Source organism: Flavobacterium yafengii (assembly GCF_030010375.1).
GTDB lineage: Bacteria > Bacteroidota > Bacteroidia > Flavobacteriales > Flavobacteriaceae > Flavobacterium > Flavobacterium yafengii.
The window spans coordinates 161,783-178,727 of the sequence record NZ_JASCRY010000004.1; the positions used below are offsets into that span (position 1 = coordinate 161,783).

The following is a 16,945-nucleotide window of genomic DNA, read 5'->3' on the forward strand; positions in this document are numbered from 1 at the left end:
ACAACATTACTTGTATTATGATTATTTCTTTTTATAAATACCAAAAAAAGAAAAACTAAAAAAAGTTTCACAAAACAAATCAATTACAAATTTTTCACTTTTTAAATTTGCTTCATTCTCTCTTTTTAACATGTTTAATTGATCATCCATGAACCAAAATGAACCAAACTGTTTAATAAAAAAATCAGCGTGTTTAATGCCTACATATTCCAAAATCTTTTGTTGATTTTTTTCTTCAATCATTTTTATCATAGAGACTTTTTTGACTCTGTAGTAAAAACCAACTTCATCTAGACATTTAACTAATCCCCTGTTTTTCAACATAGAAATCCAAAATTCCCAATCTTCCCACCCATAAATCATATTGATATCATAGCCTCCAACTCTTTCCCATTCATGTTTTCTAAAAAAAGTAGAACAAAAAATCATATTTTGTCTAGCCAGTTCATAAAGAGAAAAATCCGGTAAAATCCAACTTCCTATTTCTCTACCAAATTTTTCAGCTTTGCAGTACACCAATTGTAAGTTGGGATCTTCTTGAAAAGCTTTCATGGCCAATGAAGTGTATACATTTCCAATCTTATCATCAGCATCCAATGGAAGAATAAATTCTCCTTTTGCAATCGCTATCCCCGCATTCCTGGCACTACTTAATCCACCATTTTCTTTAAACACATATTTAAAACGAAAGTCTTTTTCTGCCCATTGCTTGGCAATAATTTCCGTTTCATCTGGACTTCCATCATTCACAACAATACATTCCCAATTCGTATAAGTTTGATCTAATACAGACTGTAAAGCCTCGCCCAAATATTGGGCTTGGTTGTAACAGGGAACTATGATGGAGACTAAGGGGTTATTCATTTTAAAACTTATTTAACAAGCCTAATTTAACCATCACCTTTATTTTTCTTGATTTTTTTAAGTTTGAAACCGTCTTTTTTAATTCAAATAAACTAATGACATCATTAACATAAGCCCGAAACTCTGAATTTAAAACCTTATGTTTTTCCTCTACAATCAAGTTTTTATTTTGGAATTCCGAACTCAATCCGTCCAAATAAAAAGTTGATACGATCTCATTAATCTTTTTGTAAGAAGAATTAAATTTACAAATACTTTCGATAAAAAATTTCCAATCAGAAACAATTCTCAAATTTTCATCATATAAACCAACTTTATCAAATAACGAAGCTTTGATAAAAGTTGCAGGATGAGGCAAAGTATCATTTACAAAATAAGAAAACAACAATTCTTCTGGGTACATTTTTACGAATTTTTTTTTGTTGTTGACCACATTAAGATTAAAATAGATAATATCTTCCAATCCCAAAAAAGAATGGTTTTGTTCCAGCACCTTATCCTCAAATAAATGATCCCCACTATTTAAAAATAACAAATACTCTCCGGTAGCTTTAACAATGCCTTTGTTCATGGCATTGTAAATGCCTTTATCAGACTCACTAACCCAATAATCAATATTTTCGCTTTTACTTTCAATATAAGCCGCACTGCCATCGGTAGAGCCGCCATCAATAATAACATATTCAAACTCTTGCCAAGTTTGATTCACTATGCTCTCTACGGTTCTTTTCAGCCCTTCGAGATTGTTATAGTTGATGGTGATGATGGTGATTTTTTTAGGCATCTTAGGTTTTACTATTTTGATAAATCTATTAAACTGCTTTTAATTTTTTATCGCTATCAAATTATTATAAGGGTAATATAATTTTTTTGTTTCTGCTATTAATTCTCCGTTTTTAATAGTATACCACACATATCCAAAAACTTGCATTAAATCATAAATCTCGTGTACTGCATAACCTGCATTGAAGGCATTTTCTTCAGTAAATTCAACCATTACAATTGGATTGTATTTTACAAGAAAATCTTTTCCTCCATATAAAACAAATTTTTCCCAACCCTCAACATCTATCTTCACTAATTTTATTTTGGATTTATCAATATCTTTCAACTCAATATCCAAGGTTGAAACAGGAACTCGAATCGAACTTTCTAATTTATTATCTTGGCTTGGCGCAAAGGAATTCCATGCATCATATCCATTTTGTGAGACAAAAAACGATAGGTTTCCAGAAGAATTAGACAGTCCAATATTTCTAATGTCAATATTTTCAAATTTATTTAATTCAACATTTTCCTCTAAACGTTTAAAAGTTAAAGGAGAAGGTTCAAAACAAACTACTAGCCCATCAGCACCAACTATTGGAGATGCTAACAATCCAAATAATCCAACATTAGCTCCTATATCAATGAATACATCTCCTTTTGCTAAAACAGAAGATAAATAATCCGTTTCTACTTTCTCAAAACCATCATATATTAATCTAGATAGAACACTATCTCTGTATAAATTTATTTTGACGTCATTATTTAATTTAAATTCAAAAAAATCATTCCCTTTGAATAATTTATCCCAAGATTCATTTACTATTTTAGTAACTTTATCATCTTGTATTCTTTGAAAATCTCTCATTATTTTAGAGATTTTACCTGCAATATTGTAAAAAGGCCTTTTAAAAAAATTCTTATTCATTTTTATTATATTAATTATCAAAATAGTGCCAATCCAATTGAGGCATTATAAATCCAGGTCTTGAATCAGTAAAAGCACTGTTTAGTCCATTAACATTAGTAATATTAAATTTGATCATCAAATTATCATCAAAAACAATCCACCTAATATTGTGGATACCAATTGCTAATTTTATTCCGAATGAACCGTTTTTTAAAAAATTTTCTGGTATGGCAGTTCTAATGGCGTAGTTACCTTTTTTTACATTTTCAATTATATTTTCTACATCATCATGAAATGATCTAAAAATCACTACGCCTGAGGTTAAATCAATCAAATCAAAACCAATTCTTAAACCTAGAACGTCCTTGATAACGTTATATTCCATACTAATGAAAATCTCTTTATTTGTATAAAAATTATTTTCTGATGAAAAATCTTGATGTACAGAAACACTTTTTAAAACAAAAAAATCATCAGTTTGATTTTGTATAAATTCATTTATTGCATTGTCATCATAATTGTCATTCTCCGAATTTAAATAAAATGCAATCCCCTCATCAACAGATCCTTCATAGAAAACAGTACCATTTTGCAAAACAAGTAATCTAGTACACAAACTCTTCACCGCCGCCATATTATGACTCACAAACAAAACCGTTTTGCCCCCGCTACGCGAAATATCCTGCATCTTGCCAATGGCTTTTTTCTGGAATTCGGCATCACCAACTGCTAATACCTCATCAATCACCAAAATCTCTGGTTCGAGGAAAGCTGCCACAGCAAAAGCCAAACGTACCGTCATTCCGCTGCTGTAGCGCTTTACGGGGGTGTCTATATACCGCTCACAGCCCGAAAAATCGATAATTTCGGCAATCTTGGAGGCGATTTCTTTTTTGGTCATTCCCAGAATGGCTCCGTTCAAAAAGATGTTTTCGCGTCCTGTCATTTCGCCGTTAAAACCAGTACCTACTTCTAATAAAGAAGCCACACGACCTCCAAACTTAATGTTTCCTGTAGTGGGTGCAGTAACGCGGGATAATATTTTTAATAAAGTAGATTTTCCTGCACCGTTTTTACCAATAATCCCTAAAACTTCTCCACGTTCCACTTCAAAGTTAATGTCTTGCAATGCCCAAACATAATCACTGGTTCCTTTGATCCTTCGGTCGTTGGTATCACCAATTTTGAGATAAGGATTTTCCTTGCCTCGTATTTCGTGCCACCAGCGGTTCAGGTCATGACTCAGCGTGCCCGTACCTACCTTACCTAGGCGGTATTGCTTGGAGATGTTTTCGGCTTTAAGGATAATGTCTTTCAAAGGAGGGTTATTGAGTTAAACCATTTTACTACGAAGGCTAAGGCACAAAGTTATTTTATTTTTTCATATAGAAACATATTTAGCTGAAATGGAATCCTTTTATTTTGGATAAATAGTTAAAGGCCTAATTGGATATAATCCAAATATTATAAATCATACCCCTGATCTTTATAACAATTTTCAAACAATTGGGTATATTTCAACCATTCATCATAATTACAATTAGGGTTGTTTTCATTTTTTAAATAATTAACGACACAATTTACATTTAATTCATAATCCGTTTCGTCAAAATAACTTAAATCATTTTTAAACCATAATTTATTCATAAGAATATTAAATAACGTGGTGTCAAAATTTACGCCTCTATTATCACCAAGTGAAGTATTATTAAAAGTAGTCTTAACATGTGGCTCTTTAGTAATACCAAAATAAAGTTCTCCATTATTTTTTAAATTATAGTTTACCGCACAGGAAAGTTGCTGATTTTCATTTAACTCGTCCTTAGCACTACCAACACAAATATTCCAGTACTTTAATTTATAAATAACCCCAGATATTATATAAACATTATATAGATCCAAAATGTCATTATTGAAATTTAATTTGAAGTATTTAAATTTAAGTTTCTTGAAAATTTTAATAATTAGTTTATAAAAATCAGAAGGCTGAAAAAGGAAATTGAATTTTTTGATTTTGCGTAGAAAAGATTTTGAATCATAAATATAAACACCCTCCATATGCTCTTTAAAAGGAAAACTAAATTTTTTTTTATTTAATATATTGAATTGCAAAAATTGCAAATTGTAATTATCAATGATTTTTTGAAGATTATCTAAATCAATTTTTTTAACAACAAATTGGTCATCTTCCAAAATCAAGAAATAATCAAATGCAAAACTATTTACAACTTTATTCCAATCAGAATGAGGTAGTTTAACATAACTACTATCAGGTTTACTATTTTCATAATTTCTTATAATAGCTGATTTTTCTTCATAATAAATTGTTTTTATTATTTTAACAGTGGGAAACTCATCATATAGTTTTTTCAGATACACATCTGGTGTTCCATCATCAACTATAGTTACATTATAATCTCCAACAATATTTTTATAAATGCTTTTTAAAGTAAAATGTAATAAATAGGGCCTGTTATATGATTTTATTAATATATTCATTTTTCAATCAACTTTAGCTCATTAATACACCTTGATTTCCTATATCTATTAACATTATTGTAGAAGGAAATATTATCAAAATCCACCATCAAATAATTAAGTTTACTTATTATGGCTTTTTAAAGGCATATACAATTCCAGAAATGGGACAAATATTTTTAGAGATAATTTCAAATCCAGAATCCAACAATATTTTTTCAATTAATTGAGATCCTCTATCATGCCATTCAAGTAGTATTACATCAACCTGGTTAATCACTCCCGATTTATAAATATTATCAAATATTTCATATTCTGCCCCTTCACAATCTATTTTAAGAATTATTTTCTTGTCTTTTATATCATTCAAAATTTTACTTATCTCTATTGAAGCATCACATATTTGAACTTCTGTTTCAACAGCCTTTTCACTATTTGAACTTAATTTACTTCGAACCCCAACTTTTCCTTTTGAATCTTTATTGTATTTAAATGTGTCTCTATAATCTTCTTTTCCCAACCCTATATTTTTTATCCATTCAACTTTATGAATTTTATTATTTAGTGAAAGATTATATTGTGCTTGTTCAAAAGTACCCTTAACGGGTTCAAAAGCATAAATTTTTTCAACGTAATTTAACTTTGAAAAAAAAAGAGAACTTACACCAATATTGGCCCCAATATCTATTACAATAGATTTTGAATTCGTAATAAAATTATACTCGTTTTCAACAAAAACTTCAGTTAATATAAAAAACTCATCTGCGCTTTCAACATAAATCACCAAGTCTAAAAAACTCACAAAAAAACCATCTTTGTGGGCTACCAAAGTTAAGTTTTTAAATTTTTCGTTTAATTTTAAAATATATTTTCTACAGTTAAAAAATAAATCAAGATTCCCCTTTATATTGAATTTATTTAAGAAAATCATTTCAGCTTGTTCAATTTTTCTCTTATTTTCAATTCTATAACCCAACTTATTTATTAGGTCGTATATTATTTTTTTCATTATTAGTTTAATTACAAATATTCAAGTTCAAAACCAACTACAACTTTGGGTATCCAATTCTCTTCATTCACAGCCAAATTTAACAAAGCTATTAAATTAACTAAAAGTTTTATATTTTTTTATTAAATCCATTTGTTTTATTTTTTAAAAAGATTCAAAAAAAACCATTTTACGCTTCGCAAAGGTTTCAAAATTGCAGCCCCTAATTTGTAATCTATCGTGTTTCTGAATTTATTGATTTCCTCTTTTTCCAAATCAGAAGTCTTTAAAAACTGGTCTATCAAGGCTTCATAATACGTGCAATAAATTTCCTTGTTCTTGATGTAAATGTATTTCTTGGTTTCGTTGTGTTTTCGGTTCATTCCGGCACTTCTGGAAACATTGCTCTGCCTGTAAAAAAACAGGACTTCTTCAATGATATGTACTTTCCATCCTAAGCCGCAAACTCTTAGATAAAATTCCCAATCTTCATAGCCGTTTTCCGGGTTTTCATCGTATCCGCCCACTTGCTCCCAACAAGCTTTCCTGAAGAGTGATGAACCATTATTTACCCCATTATGAAACAAAAAATCAGTTACTGACTTCGCCGTTGATTGGAACACACGCAATTGTTTTTCGGCTGTAAAATACCTGCCCCAACTGCTCACTATTCCCATTTCCGGATTATTGCCTAACACTACCAACGCTTTTTCAAGAAAAGTGGCTTCGTACTTGTCATCAGCATCCAGAGTAAGAATAAATTCTCCTTTTGCAGCTTTAATTCCTAAATTCCTGGCACTGCTCACGCCGCTATTTTCTTTGTAAACATAAGCAAAACGAGAGTCCTTGGCTTCCCATTTTCGGGCCACTTCCTCCGTGTTATCAGGACTGCCATCATTAATTATAGTACATTCCCAATTAGTATGGGTTTGGTCAAACAACGATTGCAACGCTTCGTCCAGGTATTGAGCTTGGTTGTAGCAGGGAACTATGATGGATACTTTAGGCATTGGCATATACAGTTACAACTTCTTGTTTTTATTTTTTGAAGGCATAAATCATCCCGGTAATAGAAGTCAAATGTCTGGAGATAATCCTAAAATTATTAGCTATTAATATATCCTCCAGCATTTTAGACCCTTTATCATGCCATTCAATTAACAATATATCAATGTCTGCCAGTAAATTTGTATCACTCAATTCTTGAATTATTTCATATTCTGCCCCTTCACAATCTATTTTCAATACCTTTTTCTGCAATGGATGCTTTGCTAACAAATCAGGAAGTACCTCACTTATATTCTTGATGGCAATTTCAATTTCTATTGCATCTTTCTTGTCTATGACAAGACTTGACTCCAATCGTATACCACAATTGCCTTTTGCTTGTGAATTGTACAGCACTTTCTCCACTCGGGTAGAACCGCCTAAACCATAATTAAAGGCTTCGATTTTATTAGAATAAGTTTGATTTAATTCCAAATTATAGGATGCTTGATTGTAAGTGGTTAATACAGGTTCAAAGGAATATATTTTATCCACATTTTTGTTTAAAGCAAAAAACAAGGAACTAATACCAATATTCATTCCTATATCAAAGACCACAAAGCTTTCATTAGATAATAAATTATAATCTTTTTCAATAAAAACTTCCTTAATTATAAAAAATTCTTCAGAAGATTCGACATATAATTGTAAACTATTAAAATGGGCTAAAACTCCTTCTTTATGACGCTCCAGATGAATCTCTGGGAAATATTTTTTAATTTCAAACAAATAAGAAGCCGATATTAAAACTAAATCATTCCTGTCATTTTGAACACCAAAACCTGCTACTAAGTTTTTTAAATATTGTTCTTTTTGGGATATGTTTGAAATTTTGTAACCCAGTTTTTTTAATAATTTATGAGTATATTCTTTCATTAATCTATTTATTAAATCTTTACTTTATAATTTAAAATCTATTTAAAAACCTAATATAACTTTAAAACAAACGGTCACACTGACTACTAAACCGTGTCTATAAAACTCTTCTCTGTCTTATTAAATATGAGCACTCCTACAAAAAATACTACTATGGTTACCAAAAATGTATAACACAATCCCCAAAAGGAAATGTGTCCTACATTCAACAACATATAACGAGTCGTTTCTATAACATAGGCCAAGGGATTGTACTCTACTAACCATCCATAAGTAGGCAGTTTATCTTTGATTAAAGCCATAGGATACATTACGGCTGACAAATACATCAACAGTTGCACGCCAAAGCCAATCAGGTTACTGAAATCTCGGTACTTTGTAACCAAGGATGAGATTAGCATGCCCAATCCCAATCCTAAAATACCCATCATAACAATCAATAATGGGAAAAACAAAGCAGTAACATTCATTTCAATTGACGCACCTTGAATATAATAATAAATATAAAAACAAATGAATATAAAAAACTGAATCCCAAATTTTAACAAATTAGAAACCACGATAGATAGCGGTACAATAATCCGTGGAAAATATACTTTACCAAAAATCCCTGCATTACTTCTAAACGTATCAGAAGTGCCATTAAGACAGGCTGTAAAGTAATTCCAAATAGTAATCCCAGCTAAATTAAACAAAAAAGGAGGTACCGTCCCGGTATCAATCCCAGCCACAGTATTAAAAATAATAGTAAAAGTAATCGAGGTAAACAACGGCTGAATCAAGTACCAAAGCGGCCCTAAAACCGTTTGTTTATATACAGTAACCACATCTCTCTTTACAAAAAGCAGCAGCAAATCACGGTATTGCCAAACTTCCTTTAGATTAAGTGAGAAGAATTTATTTTTGGGCGTTATTTCAAACAGCCATGTGGTATTTGTATGTTCGGTTTGGTTCATGGATTGATGTTAAAACACTGATGTTAATTTGATCATCTCGAGCGTGTCATCTCGAGCGCAGTCGAGAAACGAGAGATATTTTATTTTATTAACTAAAGAGTATCATTACGAAGCAAATATAAAAAATTTGCACTAGGTATTACATTAAAAATTGCGGGTCAGATTAATTTTTTTATCATTTTTATGGATAAGTAACCTATTAGTGTTCGCTATAAAACTATAAACACAAACAGCCTAACGTATGTACCATAATCAATTAGATAAACTCGCTGTCATACTCAATATTAATTGTAAAAAATGGAGTTCTTAGCCTCACAGTTGGGTTGTATAAATTTCACCATCCAATTGCTAAAGCAGAGAGCCATTAAAGCAACTTTTCACAGAAAGAATTTTAATTGTAGTTTAAATCCAATATATTTACTTAACAATTAAACTAAAATAAAGTTTGTTTGAAGCTATCATTCCGACACTTCGGGAGAACTAACGTTAGCCGCAAACTGCTATCGAAACTTAAAATATATAATGGAAAAATACTTACGACAATTAATTTCAATAGAATTTGACGACAAAAAGGATGTCTTTAGTGGTTTTCTTATTGATTGGACTGAAGATTGGATTTTATTGAAAAACAATCCTGTAGATTTTATAATTGATGGCTACACGATATTAAAAAATAAAAATGTAAAGTCAATTATTCAAGACAAGGATCATGAATTCACAGAAAGAGTAATCAAACTTAAAGGTTTAAAAACAAGCGCAGAGGAAATAATTCCTCTAAAAGATTTGTACTCAATTATGAATTTTATAGCAACTAAATATGAGATTTTTCAGATTGCAAAAAAGTCAGATAAAGCGGTTTATCTCGGTAAACTAATAGACCTAAACGAGAAAGAAGTGGTAATAGATTTTTTAGGAACCGAAGGTAAATTTGAGGGCGAAATGAGTTTTAAGCAAAACAAAATAAGAGTTATAGAATTTGATACTGATTATATTAATTCTTTAAAACTAATTGTTGACGAAGAAAAGAAAAAGTAATTGACTGCTCCTAACAGGCTTAGCTATCCTTTTTAATCATTATGTTCGTAAAGCAACCCGATGGCGCAGAAAAGCATTCAGTAACTGTCAATAAAAAAGTACTGCCACAGCCGATTGTATAACACGCACGGCTTGGGAGTAACATGAAAATTCATCTTAATAATTTATAAAAAAACATTCAGGCTTGAAATCGAAGATTCATGGATACCAAAAAACAATAATAACCCATAACTATTTTTTTGTTTCTTTTGAAATCGAAGATTCACGAACTCCAATAAATTATGAACTGGTGAGTAGTCAAGACAAAAGAAAAAAAGGCTCTTCATCTACAAAACAGTTAAAAAGAGTAATGCCTTTTTCCTTTATTTATTCATCATTTAGCCTCGCAGTCAACAGTTATAAATTTAAATTTTACACGTTCAAAATCTATAGGTGAGCCTTTAACAAAATAAGAAGCACCCATAGTGGTTTGTATTTTTCCATTCCCTAAAATAAGTTCGTTCCCTCGCTTTAGAAATGCCATTGGATTTTTATATGTTATTTTTTCATTAGCGCCCTGAATAAAGGTGTAGCTGGCAAATAATGTATCTCCATGGAATTCTCCGGCTATTTTCCCCACCTTTTTTGGCATATTAAAAAATTTCATCACCATATCGCCGCTTATTTTTCCGTTTTTTAAAGTATTCATTTTTAAATCAATAGTATCTTGTTCATACAGCGCTTTATAGCATTGGACACTTATTGGTTTTTCAGTCTGGACTTGGTTAGCTTTACCGACTTTTGGGTCTTCATTTTTTTTACAGCTTAGAAATCCTACACAAGCAAACAGCAAACAAAAAAAACATAGATTTTTCATAATAGTAAATATTTAGTTTAATGATTCAAATAATAACTATTGCTAATTTACGCATAAATAGTGTATCGTAGCACAGCTTTAGTGCTATTTAAATTACAAAAACCCTTTAAATATAATTATACATAACGTCAGTTCGAGTAATTTTCTCTTGAAGCCTCGGGAAGAAAATTATAATTAAAACATAATGACACCCAACGGGTTAAACAATACTATTCTAACACAATAGTTATTTCTTTTTTGGTTTCTTCATACGCTGCAAGAACAATAATACTGATCTGTTTAAAATTCTCAACAAAGGTCAAAAATCTTTAAACAATCCACGTGCAATGACTATTTTCATAATTTCATTCGTTCCGGCATAAATACGTGCCACACGGTTATCGGCGTACATACGTGCAATTGGATAGTCCCACATATAACCATAACCACCAAATAATTGCAAACATTCATCAACGACGTGTCCGCACATGTCGGTTGCCGAATATTTAATCATCGAAGCACTTTCAGTGGTTAATGTATGATCAACTAATAATTCGATACATCGATCTAAAAAAGCCTGATGTATTTGCATTTGAGTAGTACATTCCACAAGTTTAAATTGGGTATTTTGAAATCCTGAAATAGGAGTCTCAAAAGCGGTTCGTTGCTTTGTATAAGCGATGGTGTTTTCGATGGCGCCTTCAGCAGTAGCAACCGCCATAATCCCAACTGTCAATCGTTCCCGAGCCAATTCCTGCATCATAATTTTAAAGCCTGCTTTTTCGTCTCCAAGTCTGTTCTCCTTTGGAACTTTTACATTATCGAAAAACAATTCTGCAGTATCTTGAGATTTCATTCCTATTTTTTTGAAGGGAACCCCTTTATGAAACCCTTCCATTGTTGATTCTAAAATAAGTAGGGTTACGCCTTCTTCATCCGTATTGTGATTGGTTTTTACCGCCACTATAGCCATATCACACATAAAACCATTAGTTATAAAAGTCTTTTGACCATTTACCAGATAATGATCCCCTTTATCTTCGGCCGTTGTCCGAAGTGCTTTCAAATCACTCCCGCAATTAGGCTCTGTCATTCCTATAGCAGTAATGATTTCTCCTTTGGCCATTAGCGGTAAATACTTTTGCTTTTGTGCTTCAGTTCCATAATACAATAAATAAGGCGCTACAATATCAGAATGCAACGAAAACCCGGGACCGGTTATTCCTTTTTTGGCAAACGCTTCAATTAGCAAGGCATTAAAAGTAAAATCCAATCCTCCGCCTCCATAAATTTCTGGCATATCCAAACACAATAATCCTAATTCCCCCGCTCGTTTCCATATTTCACGGGATACCATACCGTTTTTCTCCCATTCATCTAAATGCTCCATAATATCATTTGAAATGAATTCTTGAATCATCTCTTGCATCATCTTATGCTCTTCAGTGGCATAAATCTTTCGTTCCATTAATACGTTTTGTAGCATTTTTTATCATTTTTAGATTAGAGAATGCTTGTACTGATTCCGTCATTGGAAAAACTCAAGGGGATAGTAATATACAGCAATCTTGCGAACAATTTTTGTTTTCTAAAGTTACATATTTTTTGTTTTCAAAAATGCTTCAAAAAATAAATCACAAGTTGTGTTTTGTTCTGAAATAACTCCTTATAGAAAATTATGCCCGTGAGTGAGTAAAAAGCGAGTAACAGCGCAGTTCAAGAACAATCCCATTTCAAATAAGATCAATGGCACAAATCATTTGCAACAGTTGATACCAGCTGGGCATTTGATTATTCATTCTTTACAACCGTGATTTCGTTCTCAAATTTAAATGTAGTGCATGTACAATAGTTAAACCCTTAGCGAGCCACGAAATGCTCTGGCTGCATAGTAGGATTCTGCACCGTTATGATACACGAATACAGTGCCATAGCGGTAATCGCAAAAGAGTGCGCCGCCTAGTTTTCTAATCTCAGAAGGTGTTTTGACCCAGCTCGATGTTTTAGTATCAAAATTTCCAAGTTGCTGTAACTCTCGATACTGCGCTGCAGTTAAAAGTTCGATGCCCATGGCATCAGCCATACCAGTAGCGCTCGTTGAAGGTTTATGTTCTTTTCTTGACTCCAGCGCTTCGGGATCGTAACAAATACTTCTGCGACTTTTAGGACTTTCTGCTGAACAATCATAAAAAACATACTGATCCGTCTCTTTATCATAACCCACAACATCAGGTTCACCTCCGGTTCTTTCCATTTCATGGAGCGACCACAATCTTTCAGTCCCGAAGTTTTGGGAGGCATCTAGCTTTGCTTGTACTTTAGCCCATTCAATACCTTCGTGGCGGTTCCTGTTTTTCTCAAAACGGCTTTCTAATACGTTGAGTAATGCGGAACGTTGTTCTGTCGACAACTCTTTTTTATTTCCCATTGTGATAATGTGTTATTTTAATTGACGTACAATAATCGTGTAATTGATTTTCCATTTCGCGCTGCCCTATTTTTTAATCTCGTTGTCAATATCTCCGCTAGAACGGCAGCTTGACAACAGGAGTAAAATTCTTTCGGAGCGGAAAGATAGAAAAAAATTGGATCTAGAATCCAAAAAACCAGTATCAGACTAAAGGCTACAGCAAAGATTGTCGAAGCGATAATTCCGAAATATCAGTATCATATTGTTTTTGAATTTAATTTCTCTTCACAACTAAGCTACCGGCAAAATAAGCCATCGGAATATAAGCTCCCACTAGGTCAACAACAGTAAACCAATTGGGTGAAGGAAGCATGAAAACACTGGCTATACCTCCCAACAGGAAAAAGACACCAATGCTGAGCGCAAGTTTCATTTTATGGGTTCCAGCTAGTAAAGCTGCCAGAAATGCTCCCACAAAAGTCCCTAGTGCATGAGCTAAAAACGGAAAAATAAAATGCTTGGATTGGAATAAATGCATGGATGCTTTCAAACCTTCTGTAGTGGTAACATCAGCACCATCTGGCGGAGCTATGATGGAACCACTAATCAGGATAATTCCCATATTCACTAAACTGCCAATGATAATTCCGACAAGGATCGCTAAAATGTTTTTAATGATTGGATTCATACTCATTTTTTTTAGTTATTAAGTTTGATGTACTCTATAGTTCATTTCTTGTCAATCGTACGACTTGGTTGCCTATAACATCACCGTGCTCCAAATCATTTGTAACAACTATCAACACTACTTTTTATAGCTTTTTCATTAAAAACTCACCTAAACCCATTTTTAATAATAAACGGTTCCCTGTTAATTCAAGAATGATAAACTCGTATTTTTCTTTTCCTGTGTTTAAAACTATCGATTTTGAATTAGTGGAAAGCAACCAATTTCCATTCATATTTTCTCCAAAAGCAAAAGCAACGAAGTCACCATTGGGTCTAAACTCAAAGGTCATTTTATTAATTATATCTGATTTCAAGGTTTTTCTGCCAAGGTCGTCTATACCTTTATTCAACGCTTCTTTGAAAATCCATTTTCCTTCTAATAGTTTAGAATTTTGCGCATTTGAAGTTGTGTAAAATCCAATAAAGAAAAATAATGTAATTAATTTAAGCATGCCTTTTGATTTAATGTTAAATACTATTCAACCTATAAATGATACAATCGTAAATTATTTTTGGGGTTTACTTTATTACTGCTAGCGCTAGCATAGAAACCCCTAATTTTATAGCATTGTTTTGAGGATTGAATGTAAAGAAGTAAAACTATACCATATAATACTCCGCATTTTCTGCGTTCACAATATCAATCGGTAAAAGAATCATTTCTGGAATTTCTTTCTGAAAGAGAAAATGTTCCACCAAAGAAGTTATTCCCAGATACGCTTGTCTTTTCTGATTTTGATGAATCATAAAATCAATTACGCCTTGATTCAAATAAGTAACATTTTCATCTATTAAATCATACCCGACAACTCTAATTTTTTTACTTTTAAAATCACTAATTATTTTAGCGATTTGATACGCTTTAGAGGTAGTAACAAAAATTCCTGTGACCTCCGGGTTTTCATTCAGGAAAGTATTGAAACTAATTTCAACATTTGGATTTTTTAATTTTAAAGTGGTAATAGTATATGCTGAATTTTCTTTCTCATCAAAATAAGTTCTAAAACCCCGTTCTTTTTCCTGCATGTGAATTGCATTTTTGTAGGTTTCATCAATATGAACAATAGCAATTTGACCATTACCGGTAATCGAATCTATTAATTTTGCTGCCACTCGCCCACTTCGGAATAAATCCTGACCAACGAAACTTTTCACAAAACTGGATTCGACTTGGTTATTAAAAGTATTCACAATAATGTTCAAGGAATGGTATTTTTCAATAACATCTACAGTTTCTTTATGGAATAAAGGCGCTAGCAAAACGGCATCGGGAGATAATTTTAATACGGCTTCATTCGTTTTTAAAAAGGATTTCTTTTTTTCCGGATTAAAATAAAAGGTTTCAATAACCAAATTATAGGCTTTGAATTCTTTCACCGCATCATCAATACCATTCAGGCAAGGACGCCAATACGGATCAATTTCGGGATCTGGAAGCAGAATACAAATACGATAAATTTTATTGTTCTTTAAATTCCTGGCAATAAGATTTGGTTCGTAGTCAATTACTTTTAAAACTTCATTAACTTTATCCAAAGCTGCTGGTGACACTTTTCCTCTTTTATGCAAGACTCTGTCAACAGTCCCTTTCGAAACGCCGGCTAATTTAGCAATATCCTTTATTGTATATTTTTTATCCATAATGAGCAAATATATAAAAACTTTGGTTTATTTTTTTTGTAAGACTTAATTAACAAAAGAGAATTTAGTTGAGAAGTAACATCCTTTTGTTTTGAATCCCAATCTATTTTCAAGTATCGCATTTTTATATAATTTAAAAATGTGCTCGACAACACAAACAAAGTGTGTTCGAGCACATTTATTGTTTTTTACTTGTTTTATTAGAATTTAATCTATAGTTTCGTAAAGTCAAAACGAATTAAAGAGTTAGCATTACAAATAAAATGAGTTGTAAAATTCAGAATAACAGCCTTTTAACACCTATAAAAAGTGAAAGAAATTATATCATTAGCTCCCGGACGAACGTGCCTCTTTGGAGATCATCAAGATTATTTAGGTTTACCGGTGATTGCCTGTGCGATTAATCGAAATATAAAATTAACGGCAGTGCAAAATGACACTGCAGTTTTCAGATTAAATATGGATGATATTAATGAAGTCAGGATCATTGATATTCATGCTACTTTTTCGGAATTAGCGCCTCGTGATTATTTTGCATCTTCACTACGAGTATTGAGAAGACAGGGTTGCATCCCAAGTATAGGATACGACATCACCATAAAAGGAGATATTCCAATCAATTCAGGAACCTCAAGTTCATCGGCTTTACTATTGGCTTGGATTAACTTTTTGATTACTGCTTTTGGAGTTGATGCCGAAGTTACACCCGAATTTATTGCTAAAATGGGGTATGCTTCTGAAGTTTTAGAGCACGGAGAACCCGGCGGAATGATGGATCATTACAGCATTGGAGTGGGTAATATTGTACACATTAATACTAAAGAACCCTTTACGTATACCGTTGTTGGAACAGAGCTAAAAGGGCTGATAACAGGGGTTTCCGGAGTCCCCAAAGAAACCATTGGCTTGATTGGAGAATTAAAAGGAAATGCTTTATTGGCAATTGACATTATTAAACAAAATTTTAAAGATTTTGATTTAAATACATCCGAAATAGAAGATTTAGATAAATACCATAATTATTTACCGGACCGATTGATTCCTTACTTTGAAGCAGCCATCAAGAACTACCATTATACAAAAGAGGCTTTAAAAGAATTTGAAAAACCAACTCCTGACTTAAAGAAGATTGGTGCTTTAATGAATCAACATCACGCTGTTTTAAGAGATTTATTAAAAATAACAGTCCCTAAAATTGACGCGATGATCAATGCCGCCTTGAAAGCTGGGGCTTATGGCGCCAAAATAGTGGGTTCAGGTGGTGGTGGTAGTATTGTTGTACTGGCTGAACCGGGAAATGAAGCTCCGGTTGTGGCAGCAATACTGGCAGCAGGCGCAATAGAAGCCTATACCGTAACTGTTGATCCTGGCGTGAGAATAATAGAAAATAATAAAATTTTAAAGAATTAAG

17 protein-coding genes are annotated in these 16,945 nt (G+C 32.3%); 2 read left to right on the plus strand and 15 right to left on the minus strand.

Features of this window, described 5'->3' with window-relative positions; all coding sequences use genetic code 11:
• Positions 1-21: 21 nt before the first annotated feature.
• The 9 genes from QLS97_RS13655 to QLS97_RS13695 all read right to left on the minus strand — a co-directional run bounded on the left by QLS97_RS13655 (position 22) and on the right by QLS97_RS13695 (position 8,884).
• A complete protein-coding gene (locus QLS97_RS13655) occupies positions 22-864 on the minus strand; it encodes a glycosyltransferase family 2 protein (RefSeq protein ID WP_282717423.1) in 843 nt (280 codons plus the stop codon).
• 1 nt (position 865) lies between these two features.
• Positions 866-1,648, minus strand: coding sequence for a glycosyltransferase family 2 protein (locus QLS97_RS13660; RefSeq protein ID WP_282717424.1), 783 nt, complete (start codon positions 1,646-1,648; stop codon positions 866-868).
• A 39-nt stretch (positions 1,649-1,687) separates the two neighbouring features.
• Positions 1,688-2,557, minus strand: coding sequence for an FkbM family methyltransferase (locus QLS97_RS13665; RefSeq protein ID WP_282717425.1), 870 nt, complete (start codon positions 2,555-2,557; stop codon positions 1,688-1,690).
• 10 nt (positions 2,558-2,567) lie between these two features.
• Complete coding sequence (locus QLS97_RS13670; RefSeq protein WP_282717426.1) at positions 2,568-3,857, minus strand: ABC transporter ATP-binding protein; 1,290 nt, start codon at positions 3,855-3,857, stop codon at positions 2,568-2,570.
• Positions 3,858-4,003: 146 nt separating this feature from the next.
• Complete coding sequence (locus QLS97_RS13675) at positions 4,004-5,038, minus strand: glycosyltransferase family protein (RefSeq protein WP_282717428.1); 1,035 nt, start codon at positions 5,036-5,038, stop codon at positions 4,004-4,006.
• A 109-nt stretch (positions 5,039-5,147) separates the two neighbouring features.
• A complete protein-coding gene (locus QLS97_RS13680) occupies positions 5,148-6,026 on the minus strand; it encodes an FkbM family methyltransferase (RefSeq protein WP_282717429.1) in 879 nt (292 codons plus the stop codon).
• Positions 6,027-6,163: 137 nt separating this feature from the next.
• Positions 6,164-7,015 (minus strand): glycosyltransferase family 2 protein, encoded by an 852-nt coding sequence (locus tag QLS97_RS13685; protein ID WP_282717430.1) that lies wholly within the window; start codon positions 7,013-7,015, stop codon positions 6,164-6,166.
• Between the two features lie 28 nt (positions 7,016-7,043).
• Positions 7,044-7,928: an FkbM family methyltransferase gene (locus QLS97_RS13690; RefSeq protein WP_282717431.1), complete on the minus strand. Its 885-nt coding sequence runs from the start codon at positions 7,926-7,928 to the stop codon at positions 7,044-7,046.
• Between the two features lie 86 nt (positions 7,929-8,014).
• Complete coding sequence (locus tag QLS97_RS13695) at positions 8,015-8,884, minus strand: ABC transporter permease (protein WP_282717432.1); 870 nt, start codon at positions 8,882-8,884, stop codon at positions 8,015-8,017.
• A 522-nt stretch (positions 8,885-9,406) separates the two neighbouring features.
• Here QLS97_RS13695 and QLS97_RS13700 point away from each other — a divergent pair.
• A complete protein-coding gene (locus QLS97_RS13700; RefSeq protein WP_282717433.1) occupies positions 9,407-9,919 on the plus strand; it encodes a hypothetical protein in 513 nt (170 codons plus the stop codon).
• A 373-nt stretch (positions 9,920-10,292) separates the two neighbouring features.
• Here the strand turns inward: QLS97_RS13700 and QLS97_RS13705 are convergent, their stop codons facing one another.
• The 6 genes from QLS97_RS13705 to QLS97_RS13730 all read right to left on the minus strand — a co-directional run bounded on the left by QLS97_RS13705 (position 10,293) and on the right by QLS97_RS13730 (position 15,534).
• The gene (locus tag QLS97_RS13705) at positions 10,293-10,775 is read right to left on the minus strand and encodes a hypothetical protein (protein ID WP_282717434.1); all 483 of its coding nucleotides are present in this window, start codon (positions 10,773-10,775) and stop codon (positions 10,293-10,295) included.
• 298 nt (positions 10,776-11,073) lie between these two features.
• Complete coding sequence (locus QLS97_RS13710; protein ID WP_282717435.1) at positions 11,074-12,240, minus strand: acyl-CoA dehydrogenase family protein; 1,167 nt, start codon at positions 12,238-12,240, stop codon at positions 11,074-11,076.
• A 366-nt stretch (positions 12,241-12,606) separates the two neighbouring features.
• Entirely contained in the window at positions 12,607-13,182 is a 576-nt protein-coding gene (locus QLS97_RS13715) for a DUF4256 domain-containing protein (protein ID WP_282717436.1), read from the minus strand.
• A gap of 256 nt (positions 13,183-13,438) precedes the next feature.
• Entirely contained in the window at positions 13,439-13,852 is a 414-nt protein-coding gene (locus QLS97_RS13720) for a hypothetical protein (RefSeq protein WP_282717437.1), read from the minus strand.
• Positions 13,853-13,976: 124 nt separating this feature from the next.
• Complete coding sequence (locus QLS97_RS13725; RefSeq protein WP_282717438.1) at positions 13,977-14,345, minus strand: lipocalin family protein; 369 nt, start codon at positions 14,343-14,345, stop codon at positions 13,977-13,979.
• A gap of 148 nt (positions 14,346-14,493) precedes the next feature.
• Complete coding sequence (locus tag QLS97_RS13730; protein ID WP_282717439.1) at positions 14,494-15,534, minus strand: LacI family DNA-binding transcriptional regulator; 1,041 nt, start codon at positions 15,532-15,534, stop codon at positions 14,494-14,496.
• A 309-nt stretch (positions 15,535-15,843) separates the two neighbouring features.
• Here QLS97_RS13730 and QLS97_RS13735 point away from each other — a divergent pair, with 309 nt between their 5' ends.
• Positions 15,844-16,944: a mevalonate kinase family protein gene (locus tag QLS97_RS13735; RefSeq protein ID WP_282717441.1), complete on the plus strand. Its 1,101-nt coding sequence runs from the start codon at positions 15,844-15,846 to the stop codon at positions 16,942-16,944.
• Position 16,945: the final 1 nt, after the last annotated feature.

Coding starts and splice junctions, on each gene's coding strand:
- QLS97_RS13655 (WP_282717423.1), bottom strand. CDS start 864: ATGAATAACCCCTTAGTCTCCATCATAGTTCCCTGTTACAACCAAGCC.
- QLS97_RS13660 (WP_282717424.1), bottom strand. CDS start 1,648: ATGCCTAAAAAAATCACCATCATCACCATCAACTATAACAATCTCGAA.
- QLS97_RS13665 (WP_282717425.1), bottom strand. CDS start 2,557: ATGAATAAGAATTTTTTTAAAAGGCCTTTTTACAATATTGCAGGTAAA.
- QLS97_RS13675 (WP_282717428.1), bottom strand. CDS start 5,038: ATGAATATATTAATAAAATCATATAACAGGCCCTATTTATTACATTTT.
- QLS97_RS13680 (WP_282717429.1), bottom strand. CDS start 6,026: ATGAAAAAAATAATATACGACCTAATAAATAAGTTGGGTTATAGAATT.
- QLS97_RS13685 (WP_282717430.1), bottom strand. CDS start 7,015: ATGCCTAAAGTATCCATCATAGTTCCCTGCTACAACCAAGCTCAATAC.
- QLS97_RS13690 (WP_282717431.1), bottom strand. CDS start 7,928: ATGAAAGAATATACTCATAAATTATTAAAAAAACTGGGTTACAAAATT.
- QLS97_RS13695 (WP_282717432.1), bottom strand. CDS start 8,884: ATGAACCAAACCGAACATACAAATACCACATGGCTGTTTGAAATAACG.
- QLS97_RS13700 (WP_282717433.1), top strand. CDS start 9,407: ATGGAAAAATACTTACGACAATTAATTTCAATAGAATTTGACGACAAA.
- QLS97_RS13705 (WP_282717434.1), bottom strand. CDS start 10,775: ATGAAAAATCTATGTTTTTTTTGTTTGCTGTTTGCTTGTGTAGGATTT.
- QLS97_RS13710 (WP_282717435.1), bottom strand. CDS start 12,240: ATGCTACAAAACGTATTAATGGAACGAAAGATTTATGCCACTGAAGAG.
- QLS97_RS13715 (WP_282717436.1), bottom strand. CDS start 13,182: ATGGGAAATAAAAAAGAGTTGTCGACAGAACAACGTTCCGCATTACTC.
- QLS97_RS13720 (WP_282717437.1), bottom strand. CDS start 13,852: ATGAATCCAATCATTAAAAACATTTTAGCGATCCTTGTCGGAATTATC.
- QLS97_RS13725 (WP_282717438.1), bottom strand. CDS start 14,345: ATGCTTAAATTAATTACATTATTTTTCTTTATTGGATTTTACACAACT.
- QLS97_RS13730 (WP_282717439.1), bottom strand. CDS start 15,534: ATGGATAAAAAATATACAATAAAGGATATTGCTAAATTAGCCGGCGTT.